This window comes from Pseudomonas sp. BN607, from assembly GCF_029871175.1.
Classification (GTDB): domain Bacteria; phylum Pseudomonadota; class Gammaproteobacteria; order Pseudomonadales; family Pseudomonadaceae; genus Aquipseudomonas.
On the sequence record NZ_SSOE01000038.1, the window covers coordinates 1 to 19,423 of the forward strand.

The following is a 19,423-nucleotide window of genomic DNA, read 5'->3' on the forward strand; positions in this document are numbered from 1 at the left end:
ATTCGCGTCAACGGCCTGCAGCGGGTTTCCGCCGGCAGCGTGTTCGGTGCCTTGCCGCTGAACGTCGGTGACCAGGCCGATGACCGCCGTCTGGTGGACTCGACCCGTTCCCTGTTCAAGACCGGGTTCTTCCAGGACATCCAGTTGAACCGCGATGGCAACGTGCTGATCATCAACGTGGTCGAGCGCCCGTCGGTGTCGAGCATTGAGATCGAAGGCAACAAGGCGATCAGCACCGAAGACCTGATGAAGGGCCTGAAACAATCTGGCCTGGCCGAAGGCGAGATCTTCCAGCGTGCCACCCTCGAAGGCGTGCGTAACGAACTGCAGCGCCAGTACGTGGCCCAGGGCCGCTATTCGGCCGAGGTCGACGCCGAGGTGGTGCCGCAGCCGCGCAACCGTGTGGCGCTGAAGATCAAGATCAACGAAGGTACCGTCGCTGCCATCCAGCACATCAACATCGTCGGCAACAACGTGTTCGACGATGAAACCCTGGGCCAACTGTTCGAGCTGAAGACCACCAACTGGCTGTCGTTCTTCAAGAACGACGACAAGTACGCTCGCGAAAAACTCTCCGGTGACCTGGAGCGCCTGCGTTCCTACTACCTGGACCGCGGCTACATCAACATGGACATCGCCTCCACCCAGGTGTCGATCACCCCGGACAAGAAGCACGTCTACATCACCGTCAACATCAACGAAGGCGAGAAGTACACCGTTCGCGACGTGAAGCTGTCCGGTGACCTGAAGGTGCCGGAAGACCAGGTCAAGTCGTTGCTGCTGGTGCAGCCGGGCCAAGTGTTCTCGCGCAAGGTGATGACCACCACGTCCGAGCTGATCACCCGTCGTCTGGGTAACGAAGGCTACACCTTCGCCAACGTCAACGGCGTGCCCCAGCCGAACGACGAGGACCACACGGTAGACATCATGTTCGTGGTCGACCCGGGCAAGCGTGCCTACGTCAACCGCATCAACTACCGCGGCAACACCAAGACTGAAGACGAAGTGCTGCGTCGCGAGATGCGCCAGATGGAGGGCGGCTGGGCTTCGACCTACCTGATCGACCAGTCCAAGACCCGTCTGGAGCGCCTGGGCTTCTTCAAGGAAGTCAACGTCGAGACCCCGCCTGTGCCAGGCACCGACGACCAGGTCGACGTCAACTACAGCGTCGAAGAGCAGGCTTCCGGTTCGATCACCGCCAGCGTCGGCTTCGCCCAGAGTGCGGGCCTGATCCTGGGTGGTTCGATCAGCCAGAGCAACTTCCTCGGTACCGGTAACAAGGTGTCCATCGGGCTGACCCGTTCGGAATACCAAACCCGCTACAACTTCGGCTTCGTTGATCCCTACTTCACGGCTGATGGCGTCAGCCTGGGCTACAACGCCTTCTACCGCAGCACCGACTACGACGATCTCGACGTCGACGTGGCCAGCTATGCGGTGGACAGCTACGGTGCCGGCGTCAGCCTGGGCTACCCGATCAGCGAAACCTCGCGTCTGACCTACGGCCTGAGCGTGCAGCAGGACAAGATCAAGACCGGTAAGTACACCGTTGACGAGATCTTCGACTTCCTTGAGCAGGAAGGCGACAACTTCCTCAACTTCAAGGCTTCGATCGGTTGGTCCGAGTCGACCCTGAACAAGGGCGTGCTGGCCACCCGTGGCCACTCGCAAAGCCTGACCCTGGAATCGACCATTCCAGGCAGCGACCTGTCGTTCTTCAAGCTTGACTACCGTGGTCAGCTGTTCCAGCCGATCAACAACGATTACACCCTGCGCCTGCACACCGAGCTGGGCTATGGTGATGGTTACGGCAGCACCTCTGGCCTGCCGTTCTACGAGAACTACTTCGCAGGTGGCTTCAACTCCGTGCGTGGCTTCAAGGACAGCAGCCTTGGCCCTCGCAGTACACCGAGCATCGGCGAGGCCGCGGGTGGCAAGCCAGGCACCATCGCCGACCCGGATCAGGATCCGCTGCCGTTCGGTGGTAACGTGTTGGTGCAAGGTGGCGTCGAATTGCTGTTCCCGCTGCCGTTCGTCAAGGACCAGCGTTCGCTGCGCACCTCCGTGTTCTGGGACGTGGGTAACGTGTTCGATACCAACTGCGGCAACAAGCCTGATTGCGAAAAAGTCGGCTTCTCGGGCATGGCCAGCTCGGTCGGCTTGGGCGTGACCTGGATTACCGCACTGGGCCCGTTGAGCTTCAGCCTGGCAATGCCGGTGAAGAAGCCGGACGATGCCGATACCCAGGTGTTCCAATTCTCTCTGGGCCAGACCTTCTAAGGTCGGCCCTTGCTTAATGACAACGGTTTATCCAGGAGTGCATCGTGCGTAAATTGGCTCAACTGGCCGTAGTGGCCGCGGCGCTGGTCGCCACCCCGGCTTTCGCCGAAATGAAGGTTGCCGTTCTGAACTATCAGATGGCCCTGCTTGAATCGGATGCCGCCAAGAAATACGCGGTCGATGCCGAGAAGAAGTTCGGCCCGCAACTGACCAAGCTGAAAAGCCTGGAAAGCAGTGCCAAGGGCATCCAGGACCGCCTGATCAAAGGCGGCGACAAGATGCAGCAGCAGGAGCGTGAGCGCCTGGAGCTCGAGTTCAAGCAAAAGGCCCGCGATTTCCAGTTCCAGTCCAAGGAGCTGAACGAAGCCAAGGCCGTTGCCGATCGCGACATGCTCAAGCAGCTGAAGCCGAAGCTGGACGGTGCCGTCGAAGAAGTGATCAAGAAGGGCGGTTACGACCTGGTCCTGGAGCGTGGTGCGGTCATCGATGTCAAGCCTCAGTACGACATCACCCGCCAGGTCATCGAGCGCATGAACCAAGCCCGTTGATATGAGTGTGACCATGACGCTAGGCCAGCTGGCCGAGGCCCTCGGTGCTACCCTCAAGGGGCCCGAGGCGCTGCAGATTACCGGGCTGGCCACCTTGCAAGAGGCTGGCCCGACGCAGTTGAGCTTCCTCGCCAACCCGCAGTACCGCAAGTACCTGGATAACAGCCAGGCCGGCGCGGTGCTGCTCAAGGCTGCGGATGCCGAGAGCTTTGCCGGCAATGCCCTGATCGTGGCGGACCCGTACCTGGCTTACGCGCGGATTTCCCACCTGTTCGATCCCAAACCCAAGGCTGAGGCGGGAATACATCCCAGCGCCGTGGTGGCGGAAGATGCCCAGGTGGACGCCAGCGCCAGCATCGGGCCGTTCGCGGTCGTCGAAAGTGGTGCGCGCATCGGCGCCAACGTAAGCATCGGCGCACACTGCTTCATTGGTGCCCGCTGTGTGGTCGGTGAAGGGGGGTGGCTGGCACCGCGGGTCACGTTGTATCACGACGTGACCATCGGTAAGCGTGTGGTCATACAGTCGGGTGCCGTGATCGGCGGCGAGGGCTTCGGCTTCGCCAACGAGAAGGGCATCTGGCGTAAAATTGCACAGATCGGCGGCGTCACCATCGGTGATGACGTGGAGATCGGCGTCAATACTGCTGTAGACCGTGGCGCGCTGTCCGACACCCGGATCGGCGACGGGGTCAAGTTGGACAACCAGATCCAGATCGCTCACAACGTGCAGATCGGTGATCACACGGCCATGGCCGCTTGCGTCGGAATCTCCGGCAGCACGCGCATCGGCAAGCACTGCATGCTGGCCGGTGGTGTGGGGCTGGTTGGGCACATTGATATTTGCGACAACGTTTTCGTTTCCGGAATGACCATGGTTACCCGTTCGATCACTGAACCGGGTTCCTATTCTTCCGGCACTGCCATGCAGCCATTGGCTGACTGGCGCAAGAGCGCCGCGCGTATCCGCCAACTGGACGACATGGCCAAGCGTCTCCAGCAGCTGGAAAAACGCGTCGATACCGTGACCTCAGGTGGCCTGCCGACATCAGAAGGCTGATACCATTCCCTGAGCAAGAGTGAACAGTCGCTAGCTGGCTCCTCTTTGGATTGCAAAAGGAGCGTGTGGTCAGCACCTGCGCTCCCTATTCTTATTACAGGCTTCCCCCCCGAAATGATGGACATCAACGAGATTCGCGAATACCTGCCTCACCGTTACCCGTTCCTGTTGGTGGACCGCGTAACGGACCTGGACTTCGAGGCCCAGAGCATTCGTGCCTACAAGAATGTCAGCATCAACGAGCCGTTCTTCAATGGCCACTTCCCGGCGCACCCGATCATGCCGGGCGTCCTGATCATCGAAGCCATGGCCCAGGCGGCCGGCATCCTGGGTTTCAAGATGCTCGATGCCAAGCCGGCTGATGGCACCCTGTACTACTTCGTCGGTTCCGACAAGCTGCGCTTCCGTCAGCCGGTGCTGCCAGGTGACCAGCTGGTGCTGGAGGCCCGGTTCCTCAGCCGCAAGAGCATGATCTGGAAGTTCGAATGCCGTGCGCTGGTCGACGGCAAGCCGGTTTGCTCGGCAGAAATCACCTGCGCGGAACGCTCCCTATGAATTCGATTGATCCTCGGGCCATTATCGATCCATCAGCCAGGCTGGCCGATGGTGTCGAGGTCGGCCCTTGGTCGATCATTGGCCCTGATGTAGAAGTCGGGGAGGGCACCGTTATCGGGCCGCATGTTGTGCTTAAAGGGCCGACCCGTATCGGCAGGCACAACCGTATCTTTCAGTTTTCCTCGATCGGCGAAGACACCCCGGACCTGAAGTACAAGGGGGAGCCGACGCGGCTGGTCATTGGTGATCACAACGTGATCCGCGAAGGGGTGACCATTCATCGTGGTACCGTTCAGGACCGTGCGGAAACCACAGTGGGTGACCATAACCTGATCATGGCCTACGCCCACATCGGCCATGACAGCGTCATCGGTAATCACTGCATCCTGGTCAACAACACGGCGCTGGCCGGCCATGTGCATGTGGGTGACTGGGCAATCCTGTCCGGTTATACCCTGGTACACCAGTACTGCCATATCGGTGCCCACGCGTTTTCCGGCATGGGTACGGCAATCGGCAAGGACGTACCGGCGTTCGTCACCGTGTTCGGCAGCCCGGCCGAAGCCCGCAGCATGAACTTCGAGGGCATGCGCCGCCGCGGTTTCAGTGACGAGGTGATCCATGTGCTGCGTCGTTGCTACAAGATTGTCTACCGCCAGGGCCTGACTGTCGAAGATGCGCTCAAGGAGTTGGCCGAACCGGCTGCGCAACATCCTGAGGTCGAGCTGTTCCGCCAGTCGATCGTGAACTCCGCCCGCGGCATTACCCGCTGACATGGCCCGGCTTTGCGTAGCCTTGGTCGCGGGTGAGGCCAGCGGCGATATTCTGGGTTCAGGCTTGATGCGGGCTCTCAAGGAACGCCACCCCGATGTCCGTTTCATCGGCGTGGGCGGCCCTTTGATGGAAGCAGAAGGCCTGCAATCCTACTTCCCCATGGAGCGTCTGGCGGTCATGGGCCTGGTCGAAGTACTGGGGCGCCTGCGCGAATTGCTCAAGCGTCGCAAGCTGCTGATCAAGACCCTGATCGATGAAAAGCCCGATGTATTCATCGGCATCGACGCCCCTGACTTCACCCTCAATATCGAACTCAAACTGCGCCAGGCCGGGATCAAGACCGTGCACTACGTCAGCCCTTCGGTATGGGCCTGGCGACAGAAGCGTGTGCTGAAGATTCGCGAAGGCTGCGACTTGATGCTGACGCTCCTGCCTTTCGAGGCGCGCTTCTACGAAGAGCAGGGCGTGCCGGTGCGCTTTGTCGGCCACCCGCTGGCCGACACCATCCCGCTTGAAGCCGACCGTGCGGCCGCGCGCGCCCTGCTGGGGCTTGGTGACGGGCCAGTGGTGGCACTGATGCCGGGCAGCCGCGGTGGCGAAGTGGGCCGCCTGGGCGCATTGTTCCTCGATGCCGCCGAGCGCTTGCGCCAGCAGGTGCCAGGCGTGCGCTTCGTGCTGCCTTGCGCCAATGCTGCGCGGCGCGCCCAGGTCGAGCAGATGCTTGAAGGGCGCCAGTTGCCGCTGACCCTGCTCGATGGCCAGTCGCATCAGGCCTTGGCCGCATGTGATGCCGTCCTGATCGCCTCGGGCACCGCTACTCTCGAAGCGCTGTTGTACAAGCGGCCGATGGTGGTGGCTTATCGCCTGGCGCCGTTGACCTACTGGATCCTCAAACGCCTGGTGAAAAGCCCCTACGTGTCGTTGCCGAACCTGCTGGCCCAGCGTGAGTTGGTGCCCGAGTTGCTGCAGGACGACGCGACCAGCGAAGCCCTGGCCAAGACCTTGGCGCCGCTCGTGCAAGATGGCAGCCGGCAGACCGAACGCTTCGACGAAATTCATCGCACCCTGCGCCGTGACGCCTCAAACCAGGCGGCCGAAGCGGTACTGGCCCTGCTCAAGGACCGCTGACATGCAAATTGGATTGGACTTCAACCTGGTCGAAGACCTGGTCGCCGGTGTCGACGAAGTAGGCCGTGGCCCGCTGTGCGGCGCAGTGGTGACGGCGGCGGTGATCCTCGACCCGGCGCGGCCGATCATTGGCCTGAACGACTCGAAGAAGCTCACCGAGGCCAAGCGCGAGGCGCTGTTCGACGAGATTTGCGAAAAGGCCCTGAGCTTCTGCATCGCCCGCGCTGAAGTCGAGGAGATCGACCGCCTGAACATCCTGCAGGCCACCATGCTGGCCATGCAGCGTGCGGTCGAAGGCTTGCACGTTAGGCCCAAGCTTGCCCTGATCGACGGTAACCGCTGCCCGAAACTGGCAGTCCCGTCAGCGCCTGTGGTCAAGGGTGATAGCCAGGTGCCGGCCATTGCGGCGGCCTCGATCCTGGCCAAAGTGACCCGTGATCGGGAGATGAGTGCATTCGAACTGATCTACCCAGGTTATGGCATTGGCGGGCACAAGGGCTACCCAACCCCGGTGCATCTCGAAGCCTTGGCGCGCCTTGGGCCTACGCCCATTCATCGGCGTTCCTTCGCCCCGGTGCGGGCAGCCTGGGAAGCGCGCGAAGGCGTCACCGATTCCCTGATCTGACCTATTGGGGCCGCTTTGCGGCCCTTCGCGGGCATGCCCGCTCCCCAGGATTCATCGGTCTGAGCAGCGGTGCCGTACCTGCAGGAGCGGGCGTGCCCGCGAAGGGCTGTAAAGCAGCCCCAAAAAAAGCCCCTAGTTAGGCTACAATCCCGCCCTTGTCGTTCAGCACTGCTACAGGATCTTCCATGTCGGTTCCCTTCGTTCACCTGCGCGTCCACTCCGAATTTTCGCTGGTCGACGGCCTGGTGCGGATCAAACCACTGGCCAAGGCACTGGCCGGGATGAACATGCCGGCGGTAGCCATCACCGACCAGAGCAACATGTGCTCGCTGGTGAAGTTCTACAAGACTGCCATGGGCGCCGGCATCAAGCCGATCTGTGGTGCCGACCTGTGGCTGGCCGGGGCCGACCCGGAAGCGCCGCTGTCGCGCATCTGTTTCCTGGCCATGGACCCCAAGGGTTATCGCAACCTCACCGAACTGATTTCGCGCGGCTGGACCGACGGCCAGCGCAATGGCCTGGTCATTCTCCAGCGCGAATGGATCGCGCCTGCGAGCGAAGGCCTGATTGCTCTGTCCGCAGGCAAGGAGGGCGACATCGGCATGGCCCTGCTGGCCGGCCGGGAGGATGAAGCCCAGGCCCTGCTGCAAGACTGGATGGGCATGTTCCCCGACCGCTTCTATGTCGAGGTGCAGCGCACCAACCGCGCCCGTGACGAAGAATACGTGCACGCCGCTGTGGCGCTGGCCGACAAGCTCGGCGCGCCGCTGGTTGCCACCAACGACGTACGTTTCATCAAGCAGGCCGACTTCGATGCCCACGAAACCCGCGTGTGTATCGGTGAGGGCTGGACCCTCGACGACCCGCGCCGCCCGCGAGGCTACAGCGACCAGCAGTACCTGAAGTCGGCTGAGGAAATGGCCGAGCTGTTCAGCGACCTGCCCGACGCCATCGCCAACACCGTGGAAATCGCCAAGCGCTGCAATATCCAGGTACAGCTGGGCAAGTACTTCCTGCCCGATTTCCCCACGCCCAACGGCATGGGCATCGACGACTACCTGCGGCATGTTTCCCACGAGGGCCTGGAAGAGCGCCTGGCGGTGCTGTGGCCGAAAGAGACCACGCCCAATTACGAAGAGAAGCGCCAGGTCTACCTGGACCGCTTGAAGTTCGAGCTGGATATCATCATCCAGATGGGCTTCCCCGGTTACTTCCTCATCGTTATGGACTTCATCAAATGGGCCAAGAACAACGATGTACCGGTTGGCCCGGGCCGTGGTTCGGGTGCCGGCTCGCTGGTGGCCTATGTCCTGAAGATCACCGACCTCGACCCGCTGGCCTATGACCTGCTGTTCGAGCGCTTCCTCAACCCGGAACGTATTTCCATGCCCGACTTCGACGTCGACTTCTGCATGGATGGCCGTGACCGGGTGATCGACTATGTGGCCGAAGCCTATGGCCGCAACGCGGTAAGCCAGATCATCACCTTCGGTACCATGGCCGCCAAGGCGGTGGTGCGTGACGTGGCGCGTGTGCAGGGCAAGTCCTACGGCCTGGCCGACCGCCTGTCGAAGATGATCCCGTTCGAAGTGGGCATGACCCTGGAGAAGGCCTACGAGCAGGAAGAGATCCTGCGCGACTTCCTCAAGGGCGACGAAGACGCCCGTGAAATCTGGGACATGGCCTTGAAGCTGGAAGGCGTGACCCGGGGTACCGGCAAGCACGCCGGTGGTGTGGTTATCGCACCGACCAAGCTCACCGACTTTTCGCCGATCGCCTGTGATGAAGAGGGTGGCGGCCTGGTAACCCAGTTCGACAAGGATGACGTCGAGGCCGCCGGCCTGGTGAAGTTCGACTTCCTCGGCCTGCGTACCCTTACCATCATCAAGTGGGCGATGGAGATCATCAACCGCGAGCAGGCCAAGAAGAACCTGCCCGATCTCAACATCGATTTCATCCCGCTGGATGACCGCAAGACCTACGAGCTGCTGCAGAAGGCCGAAACCACGGCGGTGTTCCAGCTTGAATCGCGCGGCATGAAGGAGCTGATCAAGAAGCTCAAGCCCGACTGCCTGGAAGACCTTATCGCACTGGTTGCGTTGTTCCGCCCAGGGCCGCTGCAATCGGGCATGGTGGACGACTTCATCAACCGCAAGCACGGCCGCGCCGAACTGGCCTACCCGCATTCCGACTACCAGTACGAAGGCCTCAAGCCGGTACTGGCCCCCACCTACGGCATCATCCTGTACCAGGAACAGGTGATGCAGATTGCCCAGGTCATGGCCGGCTACACCCTGGGTGGTGCCGACATGCTGCGCCGGGCAATGGGTAAGAAAAAACCCGAAGAAATGGCCAAGCAGCGCGGTGGTTTCATCGAAGGTTGCGTGGCCAACAATATCGATGCGGACCTGGCCGGTAACATCTTTGACCTGGTGGAGAAGTTCGCTGGCTACGGCTTCAACAAATCCCACTCCGCCGCCTACGGCCTGGTGTCGTACCAGACAGCCTGGCTGAAAACCCACTACCCGGCGCCGTTCATGGCAGCGGTACTGTCGGCGGACATGCACAACACCGACAAGGTGGTGGTGCTGGTCGAGGAAGTACGCAGCATGAAGCTGCGCCTCGACGCGCCGGACGTGAACTTCTCCGACTTCAAGTTCACGGTCAACAACGACGGCCGTATCGTTTACGGCCTGGGCGCCATCAAGGGGGTCGGTGAAGGCCCGGTGGAGGCGATCGTCGAAGCGCGTGCCCAGGGCGGGCCGTTCAAGGATCTGTTCGACTTCTGTGAACGCATCGACCTCAAGCGGGTCAACAAGCGTACCCTCGATGCGCTCGTGCGCAGCGGCGCGCTGGACCGCCTGGGGCCGCATTTCCATGACGAGATCAAGGCCTACCAGGCCAACATCGACCTCAACCGGGCGACCTTGCTGTCAGCGCTGGGCGAGGCGATCAAGGCCGCCGAGCAGGCCGCGCATACCGCTGACAGTGGCCATGTCGACCTGTTCGGCAGCATGTTCGCTGAAGCGGAGGTTGACGTTTATGCCAACCACCGCAAGGTGCGCGAGCTAACCCTCAAGGAACGCCTCAAGGGCGAGAAGGACACCCTTGGCCTGTACCTGACCGGCCACCCGATCGACGAGTACGAGACCGAGATTCGCCGCTTCGCCCGCCAGCGCATCATCGACCTCAAGCCGTCACGCGAAACCCAGACCATCGCCGGCATGATCATTGCCCTGCGGGTGATGAAGAACAAGAAGGGTGACAAGATGGGCTTCGTCACCCTGGATGACCGCTCCGGGCGCATCGAGGCATCGCTGTTTGCCGATGCCTACATCGCGGCACAGTCCTTGCTGCAGAACGATGCAATGGTGGTGGTCGAGGGAGAGGTCAGCAACGACGACTTCTCCGGTGGCCTGCGCCTGCGGGTGAAGCAGGTCATGACCATGGAAGATGCACGTACCAAGCTGGCCGAGAGCCTGCGCCTGAAGGTGGCGCACGAAGCGCTCAAGGGCGACCGGCTGAAGTGGCTGGGCGAGTTGATCACCCGCCATCGTGGCGCGTGCCCGATCACCCTGGAGTACACCGGCAGTGATGCCAAGGCCATGCTGCAGTTCGGCGAGCAGTGGGCGATCGATCCGGCTGACGGGCTGATTCAGGCGCTGCGTGACCAGTTCGGGCGTGAGAACGTCTTCCTGCAATATCGTTGAATCGACAAAAATTTAATCTCGACCTGAATGCGCCTGATCCCTTAAGGTAGGGCGCCAAACGGATCAACCGGCCGGCCGCCTGGCCGTAGACCCAAGACGGATGACTATGAACCCGAATTTTCTCGATTTCGAACAGCCGATTGCCGACCTGCAAGCCAAGATCGAAGGCCTGCGCCTGGTAGGCAACGACAACTCGCTGAACATCAGCGATGAAATTGCCCGTCTGCAAGACAAGAGCAGCACCCTGACCGAAAGCATCTTCGGCAACCTGACCAGCTGGCAGATTGCCCGCCTGGCGCGTCATCCACGTCGTCCATACACCCTGGACTACCTGGAGCACATCTTCACCGAGTTCGAAGAACTGCACGGTGATCGCCACTTCTCCGACGATGCTGCCATCGTGGGGGGGACGGCGCGCCTGGACGGCAAACCGGTCATGGTCATTGGCCACCAGAAAGGCCGCGAAGTGCGCGAGAAAGTGCGCCGCAACTTCGGCATGCCGCGCCCTGAAGGCTACCGCAAGGCCTGCCGCCTGATGGAAATGGCCGAGCGGTTCAAGATGCCGATCCTGACCTTCATCGACACCCCGGGCGCCTACCCGGGCATCGACGCCGAAGAACGCAACCAGAGCGAAGCCATTGCCTGGAACCTGCGCGTGATGGCGCGCCTGAAAACCCCGATCATCGCCACCGTGATTGGTGAAGGTGGTTCCGGCGGTGCACTGGCCATCGGTGTGTGCGACCAGCTGAACATGCTGCAGTACTCCACCTACTCGGTGATCTCGCCGGAAGGCTGCGCCTCGATCCTGTGGAAGACTGCCGACAAGGCAGCTGACGCGGCCGAGGCCATGGGCATCACTGCCGAGCGCCTGAAGAGCCTGAACATTGTCGACAAGGTCATCCAGGAGCCGCTGGGCGGCGCCCACCGTGATCCGGCCAAGATGTCCGAAAGCATCCGCGCCGACCTGGTGCAGCAGCTGGACATGCTCGGCAAGTTCGACAACGATGCGCTGCTGGCCCGTCGTTACGAGCGCCTGATGAGCTACGGCCTCTGATTCTGATTTGCCCCGGGGCCGTTTTACGGCCCTTGTGATTGATGGCACCGGCTTCGCCGGTGTTCGCGGGTAAACCCGCTCCTACAGGTATTGCGTTGCCCTTGAGGCTTGCGCCGTACGTGTGGGAGCGGGCATGCCCGCGAATGCTTTCTGGAATCGGGCGAGGGCTAGATGATCAACCTCACTCCTTGGCTCAACGCCCCCACCTGGCACGTCGCCTTCTCTGGCGGCCTCGATTCCACCGTCCTCCTGCACCTGCTGGCCGAATACGCCCGCAACCACGCATCCCCCCCACTGCGCGCCATTCATATCCACCACGGCCTGCAAGCCGCTGCCGACGCCTGGCCCGCCCACTGCCAAGCCATCTGCGACAATTTCGACGTTGAGCTCCAGGTCATCCACGTCCAGGTCTCCCCAGGCGCCAGTCTGGAACAGGCGGCCCGCGACGCCCGCTATGCCGCTTTCAGGCAAGCCCTGAGCCCAGGCGGCATCCTGTTCACCGGCCAGCACCGCGACGACCAGGCCGAAACCCTGTTGTTCCGCTTGTTGCGCGGTGCCGGCCTGCGTGGCCTGGCGGCAATGCCGGGGCAGCGGGCGTTGGGGCAGGGCAGCCTGGTCAGGCCGTTACTGGCCTGTTCCCGGCAACAGTTGCAGGAATATGCCGAGGCCCAAGGGCTGACCTGGATCGAAGACCCGTCTAACGCCGACACACAATTCGCACGCAACTTCCTGCGCGGCGAAGTGATGCCGCAGTTGCAGCAGCGTTGGCCACAGGCCAGCCAGAACTTCGCCCGTGCAGCACAGCATTTGGGAGAGGCGCTGGGCATGCTGGACGAACTGGCCCAGGAAGACCTGGCGCTTGCGGGGGAGGGCGCGCCCACGGCCTGGGCAGGGCTGGACTCCCTCGACCTGGCAGCCCTGAGGGCACTGTCCCCGGCGCGTCAGCGCAACGCCTTGCAATACTGGCTGAGCCAACGCAGCCGGTTGCCCGATACCCGGCATTGGGCTGGTTGGGTAGATCTGCGCGATGCCGCTGCCGATGCACAACCGATCTGGCGGCTGGCTGACGGGCAGCTGCTGCGCAGCCATGGGCGCATCTGGTGGTTGAGCGGGGATTGGTTGCAGCATCCTGTTGGCCAGCTGGACTGGCCAGTGCCCGGGCTGCCGTTGCTGCTGCCAGGCAACGGCAGTGTGCGGCTGGTTGGCGCAGCCGGGCTGCACGGGCTGCGCGTAGCCTACCGGCAGGGCGGCGAAGTGCTGGAGGTTCCCGGCCGAGGCCGACGTGAGCTCAAGCGCCTGCTCAACGAGCAGCAGGTCCCGCATTTCCTGCGTTCGCGCCTGCCGCTGCTGTACCACGGCACGCGCCTGTTGGCGGTGGCCAACCTGCCCGGGCTGTTGCAGGCGGATTGCCAGCTGCACTGGCAGTTACCGACGAACGCGCAAGGTTTGAGCTGAAGGGTACATTCCGGTAGACTACCCTCCCTTCTTGATACAACTTCTGTGGGTTCCGCGAAAACACAGCAGTTGCCGATTACCAAGCAGTTTTTTGCTGGGCTGATTCTGAAAATGACGAGCGAGCTCCATGCCGGGGATAACCCTGGTCTGTACAGACGCGGCAGTTTTTCGAGATGCACTGTGATTGACGCAGGTGATCGGGGGCTTCGGCCTTCCTTCGCTTTCTCCGGCGGCGCTGGCCGCCTTAACGCAGACTTCTAGGGTTTTTCATGACGCGCTACATATTCGTCACGGGCGGTGTTGTTTCTTCATTGGGGAAAGGCATTGCCTCGGCTTCCCTGGCGGCCATCCTGGAAGCGCGGGGCCTGAAGGTCACCATGCTCAAGCTGGATCCGTACATCAACGTCGATCCGGGCACCATGAGCCCGTTCCAGCACGGTGAAGTGTTCGTCACCCACGATGGCGCCGAGACCGACCTCGACCTGGGCCACTACGAGCGGTTCATCCGCACCACCATGACCCAGAACAACAACTTCACCACCGGCCGTATCTACGAGCACGTGCTGCGCAAAGAGCGCCGTGGTGACTACCTGGGCGCGACCATCCAGGTCATCCCGCACATCACCGACGAGATCAAGCGTCGCATCATCAAGGGCGCCGGCGATGCCGACGTGGCCCTGGTGGAAATCGGCGGTACCGTGGGTGACATCGAGTCGCAGCCGTTCCTCGAGGCAATCCGCCAGCTGCGTGTAGAAGTAGGCTCCAAGCGCGCCATGCTGATGCACCTGACCCTGGTCCCGTACATCGCCACCGCTGGCGAGACCAAGACCAAGCCGACCCAGCACTCGGTCAAGGAGCTGCGCTCCATCGGCCTGCAGCCGGACGTGCTGATCTGCCGCTCCGACCACCCGGTCGATGCCTCGTCGCGTCGCAAGATCGCGCTGTTCACCAACGTTGAAGAGCGTGCGGTGATTTCGCTGGAAGACGTCGACACCATCTACAAGATCCCGGGCGTGCTGCACGCACAGGGTCTGGACGACTTCGTCGTCGAGCGCTTCGGCCTGCAGTGCAATGGCGCCGACCTGTCCGAATGGGACAAGGTGGTCGATGCCAAGCTCAACCCGGAGCAGGAAGTGACCATCGCCATGGTCGGCAAGTACATGGAGCTGCTGGATGCGTACAAGTCGCTGATCGAAGCGATGAGCCACGCCGGCATCACCAACCGCACCAAGGTCAACCTGCGCTATATCGACTCGGAAGACATCGAGAACCAGGGCACCAGCCTGCTCGAAGGCGCCGATGCCATTCTCGTGCCAGGCGGTTTCGGCCTGCGTGGCGTGGAAGGCAAGATCACCGCGGTGCAATACGCCCGTGAGAACAAGGTTCCGTACCTGGGTATCTGCCTGGGCATGCAGGTGGCCGTGATCGAGTTCGCCCGTAACGTGATGGGCTGGAAGGACGCCAACTCCACCGAGTTCGACCGCAATAGCGGCCACCCGGTCGTTGGCTTGATCACCGAGTGGGCCGATGCCACTGGCGCGGTCGAGACCCGCGACGAAGCTTCCGACCTGGGCGGCACCATGCGCCTGGGTGCACAGGACTGCCAGCTGGCTGCCGGTTCGAAGGTGCACGACTGCTACGGCAAGGACGTGATCACCGAGCGTCACCGTCACCGCTACGAAGTGAACAACAACCTGCTGCCGCAACTGGTCGACGCTGGCCTGGTGGTTTCCGGCCGTTCCGAAGACGGCGCGCTGGTGGAAGTGGTCGAATCCAAGGACCACCCATGGTTCGTCGCCTGCCAGTTCCACCCAGAGTTCACCTCCACCCCGCGTGACGGCCACCCGCTGTTCAGTGGTTTCGTCAAGGCAGCCCTGGCTCAGAAGAACAAGGCCTGATCAATGACCCAGAAGATCATTCGCGTCGGTAACATCGAGATCGCCAACGACAAGCCGTTCGTCCTGTTCGGCGGCATGAACGTCCTGGAGTCCCGTGACCTGGCAATGAAGGTCTGCGAAGAGTACGTGCGGGTTACCGAAAAGCTCGGTATCCCGTACGTGTTCAAGGCCAGCTTCGACAAGGCCAACCGTTCGTCGGTAACGTCCTACCGTGGTCCAGGCATGGAAGAAGGGCTGAAGATCTTCGAAGAGATCAAGCGGACTTTCAACGTGCCGGTGATTACCGACGTGCACGAGCCGTGTCAGGCCGAGCCGGTGGCCAAGGTGTGCGACATCATCCAGCTGCCGGCCTTCCTGTCGCGGCAAACCGATCTGGTAGTGGCCATGGCCAAGACCGGTGCGGTGATCAACATCAAGAAGGCCCAGTTCCTCGCACCCCAGGAAATGAAACATATCCTGGCCAAGTGCGAAGAGGCCGGTAATGACCAGTTGATCCTCTGCGAGCGTGGTTCCAGCTTCGGTTACAACAACCTGGTGGTGGACATGCTCGGCTTCGGCATCATGAAGCAGTTCGAGTACCCGGTGTTCTTCGACGTGACCCACGCCCTGCAGATGCCGGGTGGTCGCGCCGATTCCGCCGGTGGCCGCCGCGCCCAGGTTACCGACCTGGCCAAGGCCGGTATGAGCCAGGGTCTGGCCGGGCTGTTCCTTGAAGCCCACCCCGATCCGGACAACGCCAAGTGCGATGGCCCGTGCGCGCTGCGCCTGGACAAACTGGAGCCATTCCTGGCCCAGCTCAAGCAACTGGACGACCTGGTGAAAAGTTTTCCGACGGTAGAAACCGCGTAAAGCTCATTTCTCGGGTAAAGTACTGCCCGTTCCACCCCTGACCCGCCGGTCAGGGGCCCCCTTCACTTGGCCTGCCAATCGCAATTTCAGCCAGGTGAACGGCAAGAATTCTCTAAGCTGCGTTGTTTTCGTCAATTCTGGAGTGCTTACAACAATGGCAAAAATCGTCGACATCAAAGGTCGTGAAGTTCTCGATTCGCGTGGCAACCCCACTGTGGAAGCCGATGTACTGCTCGACAACGGCATCATCGGCAGCGCTTGCGCGCCGTCCGGTGCTTCCACCGGCTCGCGCGAAGCGCTGGAGCTGCGTGATGGCGACAAGAGCCGTTACCTGGGCAAGGGCGTGCTGAAGGCTGTCGCCAACATCAACGGCCCTATCCGTGACCTGCTGCTGGGCAAGGATCCTTCCGACCAGAAGGCCCTGGACCGCGCCATGATCGAGCTGGACGGTACCGAGAACAAGGCCAAGCTGGGCGCCAACGCCATCCTGGCCGTGTCCCTGGCTGCCGCCAAGGCCGCTGCCCAGGACCAGGACCTGCCGCTGTACGCGCACATCGCCAACCTGAACGGCACCCCGGGCCAGTACTCGATGCCGGTGCCGATGATGAACATCATCAACGGTGGCGAGCACGCCGACAACAACGTCGACATTCAGGAGTTCATGGTGCAGCCGGTTGGCGCCAAGACCTTCTCCGACGGCCTGCGCATGGGCACTGAAATCTTCCACCACCTCAAAGCCGTGCTGAAGGCCCGTGGCCTGAACACCGCCGTCGGTGACGAAGGTGGCTTTGCACCGAACCTGGCTTCCAACGAAGACGCCCTGGGCGCCATCGCCGAAGCCGTGGAAAAAGCCGGCTACAAGCTGGGCACCGACGTGACCCTGGCCCTGGACTGCGCTGCTTCCGAATTCTACGAAGACGGCAAGTACAACCTGTCCGGCGAAGGCAAGTCGTTCGACGCCGAAGGCTTTGCCGACTACCTGAAGGGCCTGACCGAGCGTTTCCCGATCATCTCGATCGAAGACGGCCTGGACGAGTCCGACTGGGCTGGCTGGAAAATCCTCACCGACAAGATCGGTGAAAAGGTCCAGCTGGTAGGTGACGACCTGTTCGTGACCAACACCAAGATCCTCAAGGAAGGCATCGAGAAGGGCATCGGTAACTCGATCCTGATCAAGTTCAACCAGATCGGCTCGTTGACCGAAACGCTGGAAGCCATCCAGATGGCCAAGGCTGCTGGCTACACCGCAGTGATCTCGCACCGCTCCGGCGAAACCGAAGACTCGACCATTGCCGACCTGGCCGTGGGTACTGCAGCTGGCCAGATCAAGACGGGTTCGCTGTGCCGTTCCGACCGCGTTTCCAAGTACAACCAGCTGCTGCGCATCGAAGAGCAACTGGGCGCCAAAGCGGTTTACCGTGGTCGTGCCGAGTTTCGCGGCTAAGCAAGAGATGGTAAAAAGACAGTAGCCGGAGCTGTAGGGACGTTCTTACGGAACTGAACTGCGTTCCAACGGGTTTCTGTCGACGAAGCCTGGCCTCGGCCAGGCTTCGTGCTATTCGAGGCCCCGTAAAAGTACGCGGCAGCCTTTTTAACCTGGATAACGTGATGCGCAGTCCCTATTGGTTGTTCCTCGTTCTGCTCCTGCTGTTGGGAGGCCTGCAATACCGCCTGTGGGTGGGTAACGGCAGCCTGGCGCAAGTGACCGAGCTGAAGCAGCAGATTGCCGACCAGCATGCCGAAAACGAGCGATTGCTCGAGCGTAACCGTGTGCTCGATGCCGAAGTGCTTGAGCTGAAGAAAGGCATGGAGACCGTTGAAGAACGCGCCCGCCATGAATTGGGGATGGTCAAAGAGGGCGAAACCCTCTTCCAGTTGCCACAGAAATGATCGAAACCTTACCGGCCTTCTGGGCCGTGATTCCTGCTGCGGGCGTTGGCGCCCGCATGGCTGCCGACCGCCCCAAGCAGTATCTGGAGCTGGCCGGGCAGACCCTTCTCGAGCATAGCCTCGACTGTTTTCTTGGCCACCCGGCGCTGAAAGGTGTGGTGGTCAGCATTGCCGAAGACGACCCGTACTGGCACGGCCTGCGCTGTGCCAGCGACCTGCGAATCCAGCGTGCAGCGGGCGGGCGTGAGCGCGCCGACTCGGTGCTCAACGCCTTGCTGCTGCTGCATGCCCAAGGGGCGGCAGACAGCGATTGGGTGCTGGTGCACGACGCCGCGCGGCCAAACCTGGCACGCAGCGACCTGGACAAGCTGTTGGCGGAGTTGGCGGATGACCCGGTGGGTGGCCTGCTGGCGGTGCCGGCGCGTGACACGCTCAAGCGTGCCGATGGCAACGGGCGGGTAAGCGCTACGGTGGACCGCAGTACCATCTGGCAGGCCTACACGCCACAGATGTTCCGCCTTGGTGCCTTGCACCGGGCGCTGGCTGAGTGCCTGGTGTCCGATGTGGTGGTGACCGATGAAGCTTCGGCCATCGAGTGGTCCGGCCAAGCGCCGCGGCTGGTCGAAGGGCGTAGCGATAACATCAAGGTGACCCGGCCGGAAGACCTTGAGTGGTTGCGTCAGCGCTGGGCGGGTAGGCGCTGAACATCGTTCTCCTGTACCGGCCCATTCGCGGGTAAACCCGCTCCCACAGGATGGACTGCCCCCAAAAAGTTGGACAGTTCTAAGCTACAGCCTGAGCCCTGTACTCCACAGGGCTCAGGCCATTAAGCCTCAGCTTGATGCGATCATGGTTGTAGTACTGAATGTACTCATCCAGACCCGTTCTCAGCTCATCAATGCTCTCGAAACGCTTCAGATAGAAAAACTCAGATTTGAGCGTGCCGAAGAAGCTTTCCATGGCCGCATTGTCCAGGCAATTGCCTTTTCGAGACATGCTCTGCTTTATCCCGCGTTCGCTTAGCTTACGGCGGTATTGCGCTTGCTGGTAATGCCATCCCTGATCCGAATGCAGCACGAGCTTCGGTTTCTCTCCCAGGCAATCGAGCGCTTTACCAAGCATGTTCCCAACCAGGCTATAGCACGGGCGGCTGGCCATTTCGTAGGCCACGATTTCGCCGTTGTACAAATCCATCACGGGCGACAGATAAAGCTTCTGTTGAGCTACTTTGAACTCGGTTACGTCGGTCACCCACTTCTGGTTTGGGCGTTGAGCGACAAAATTTCGCTCCAGCACATTCGCTGCCACTTTACCGACGGTACCTCGATAGGAGCGGTATTTCTTGGGGCGGACTACTGATTTCAATCCCTGCTCAGCCATCAGCCGTTCAATCACCTTCTTGTTCACCCGCTTTTCCTTCCTGATTACGAGTGCGATACGGCGATAACCATAAAGCCCTTTCTGCTCGTGGTAAACGCGATGCACCAATGCCTTGAGCTCAGCATGCCGGTCTGGCTTCTGCTGAGCGTTTAGCTGGTAGTAGAAGGTGCTGCGCGCCAGCTCGACCAGCTGAAGGAGGTCAGGCAAAGGAAACCTGCGC

Annotated in this window: 16 protein-coding genes; 15 read left to right on the forward strand and 1 reads right to left on the reverse strand. The window is 61.5% G+C overall.

Annotated elements, in window-relative coordinates; genetic code table 11:
* The 15 genes from bamA to ispD all read left to right on the forward strand — a co-directional run.
* Positions 1–2,280 (forward strand): outer membrane protein assembly factor BamA (gene bamA / locus E8E68_RS10200; protein WP_280341029.1); only part of this gene is annotated, 2,280 nt, incomplete at its 5' end.
* A gap of 44 nt (positions 2,281–2,324) precedes the next feature.
* A complete protein-coding gene (locus E8E68_RS10205; protein WP_003252311.1) occupies positions 2,325–2,828 on the forward strand; it encodes an OmpH family outer membrane protein in 504 nt (167 codons plus the stop codon).
* A gap of 1 nt (position 2,829) precedes the next feature.
* Positions 2,830–3,885 carry a UDP-3-O-(3-hydroxymyristoyl)glucosamine N-acyltransferase gene (lpxD, locus tag E8E68_RS10210; RefSeq protein ID WP_266034652.1) on the forward strand — a complete coding sequence of 352 codons (1,056 nt, stop codon included), beginning with the start codon at positions 2,830–2,832 and terminating at the stop codon, positions 3,883–3,885.
* Between the two features lie 114 nt (positions 3,886–3,999).
* Positions 4,000–4,440, forward strand: coding sequence for a 3-hydroxyacyl-ACP dehydratase FabZ (gene fabZ, locus E8E68_RS10215; protein WP_051097422.1), 441 nt, complete (start codon positions 4,000–4,002; stop codon positions 4,438–4,440).
* Complete coding sequence (gene lpxA / locus E8E68_RS10220) at positions 4,437–5,213, forward strand: acyl-ACP--UDP-N-acetylglucosamine O-acyltransferase (protein WP_110746056.1); 777 nt, start codon at positions 4,437–4,439, stop codon at positions 5,211–5,213. The genes fabZ and lpxA overlap by 4 nt, the downstream gene beginning before the upstream one ends.
* A gap of 1 nt (position 5,214) precedes the next feature.
* Complete coding sequence (gene lpxB / locus E8E68_RS10225) at positions 5,215–6,342, forward strand: lipid-A-disaccharide synthase (protein WP_266034660.1); 1,128 nt, start codon at positions 5,215–5,217, stop codon at positions 6,340–6,342.
* 1 nt (position 6,343) lies between these two features.
* Positions 6,344–6,967, forward strand: coding sequence for a ribonuclease HII (gene rnhB, locus E8E68_RS10230; RefSeq protein WP_280341044.1), 624 nt, complete (start codon positions 6,344–6,346; stop codon positions 6,965–6,967).
* Positions 6,968–7,152: 185 nt separating this feature from the next.
* Positions 7,153–10,677, forward strand: a complete 3,525-nt coding sequence (gene dnaE, locus E8E68_RS10235) for a DNA polymerase III subunit alpha (RefSeq protein ID WP_266034666.1) — start codon at positions 7,153–7,155, stop codon at positions 10,675–10,677.
* Positions 10,678–10,783: 106 nt separating this feature from the next.
* A complete protein-coding gene (locus E8E68_RS10240) occupies positions 10,784–11,731 on the forward strand; it encodes an acetyl-CoA carboxylase carboxyltransferase subunit alpha (RefSeq protein ID WP_110746060.1) in 948 nt (315 codons plus the stop codon).
* A gap of 171 nt (positions 11,732–11,902) precedes the next feature.
* Positions 11,903–13,186, forward strand: a complete 1,284-nt coding sequence (tilS, locus tag E8E68_RS10245) for a tRNA lysidine(34) synthetase TilS (RefSeq protein WP_280341048.1) — start codon at positions 11,903–11,905, stop codon at positions 13,184–13,186.
* A gap of 269 nt (positions 13,187–13,455) precedes the next feature.
* Positions 13,456–15,084, forward strand: coding sequence for a CTP synthase (locus E8E68_RS10250; protein WP_110746062.1), 1,629 nt, complete (start codon positions 13,456–13,458; stop codon positions 15,082–15,084).
* Positions 15,085–15,087: 3 nt separating this feature from the next.
* Positions 15,088–15,933 (forward strand): 3-deoxy-8-phosphooctulonate synthase, encoded by an 846-nt coding sequence (gene kdsA / locus E8E68_RS10255; protein ID WP_280341052.1) that lies wholly within the window; start codon positions 15,088–15,090, stop codon positions 15,931–15,933.
* 154 nt (positions 15,934–16,087) lie between these two features.
* Positions 16,088–17,377 carry a phosphopyruvate hydratase gene (gene eno, locus E8E68_RS10260; protein ID WP_003252333.1) on the forward strand — a complete coding sequence of 430 codons (1,290 nt, stop codon included), beginning with the start codon at positions 16,088–16,090 and terminating at the stop codon, positions 17,375–17,377.
* Between the two features lie 164 nt (positions 17,378–17,541).
* Positions 17,542–17,823 (forward strand): cell division protein FtsB, encoded by a 282-nt coding sequence (gene ftsB, locus E8E68_RS10265; RefSeq protein WP_004576849.1) that lies wholly within the window; start codon positions 17,542–17,544, stop codon positions 17,821–17,823.
* A complete protein-coding gene (gene ispD, locus E8E68_RS10270; protein ID WP_110746064.1) occupies positions 17,820–18,527 on the forward strand; it encodes a 2-C-methyl-D-erythritol 4-phosphate cytidylyltransferase in 708 nt (235 codons plus the stop codon). The genes ftsB and ispD overlap by 4 nt, the downstream gene beginning before the upstream one ends.
* Positions 18,528–18,606: 79 nt before the next feature.
* Here ispD and E8E68_RS10275 read toward each other — a convergent pair.
* The coding region (locus tag E8E68_RS10275; protein ID WP_280340259.1) for an IS3 family transposase at positions 18,607–19,423 on the reverse strand (817 nt) is incomplete at its 5' end.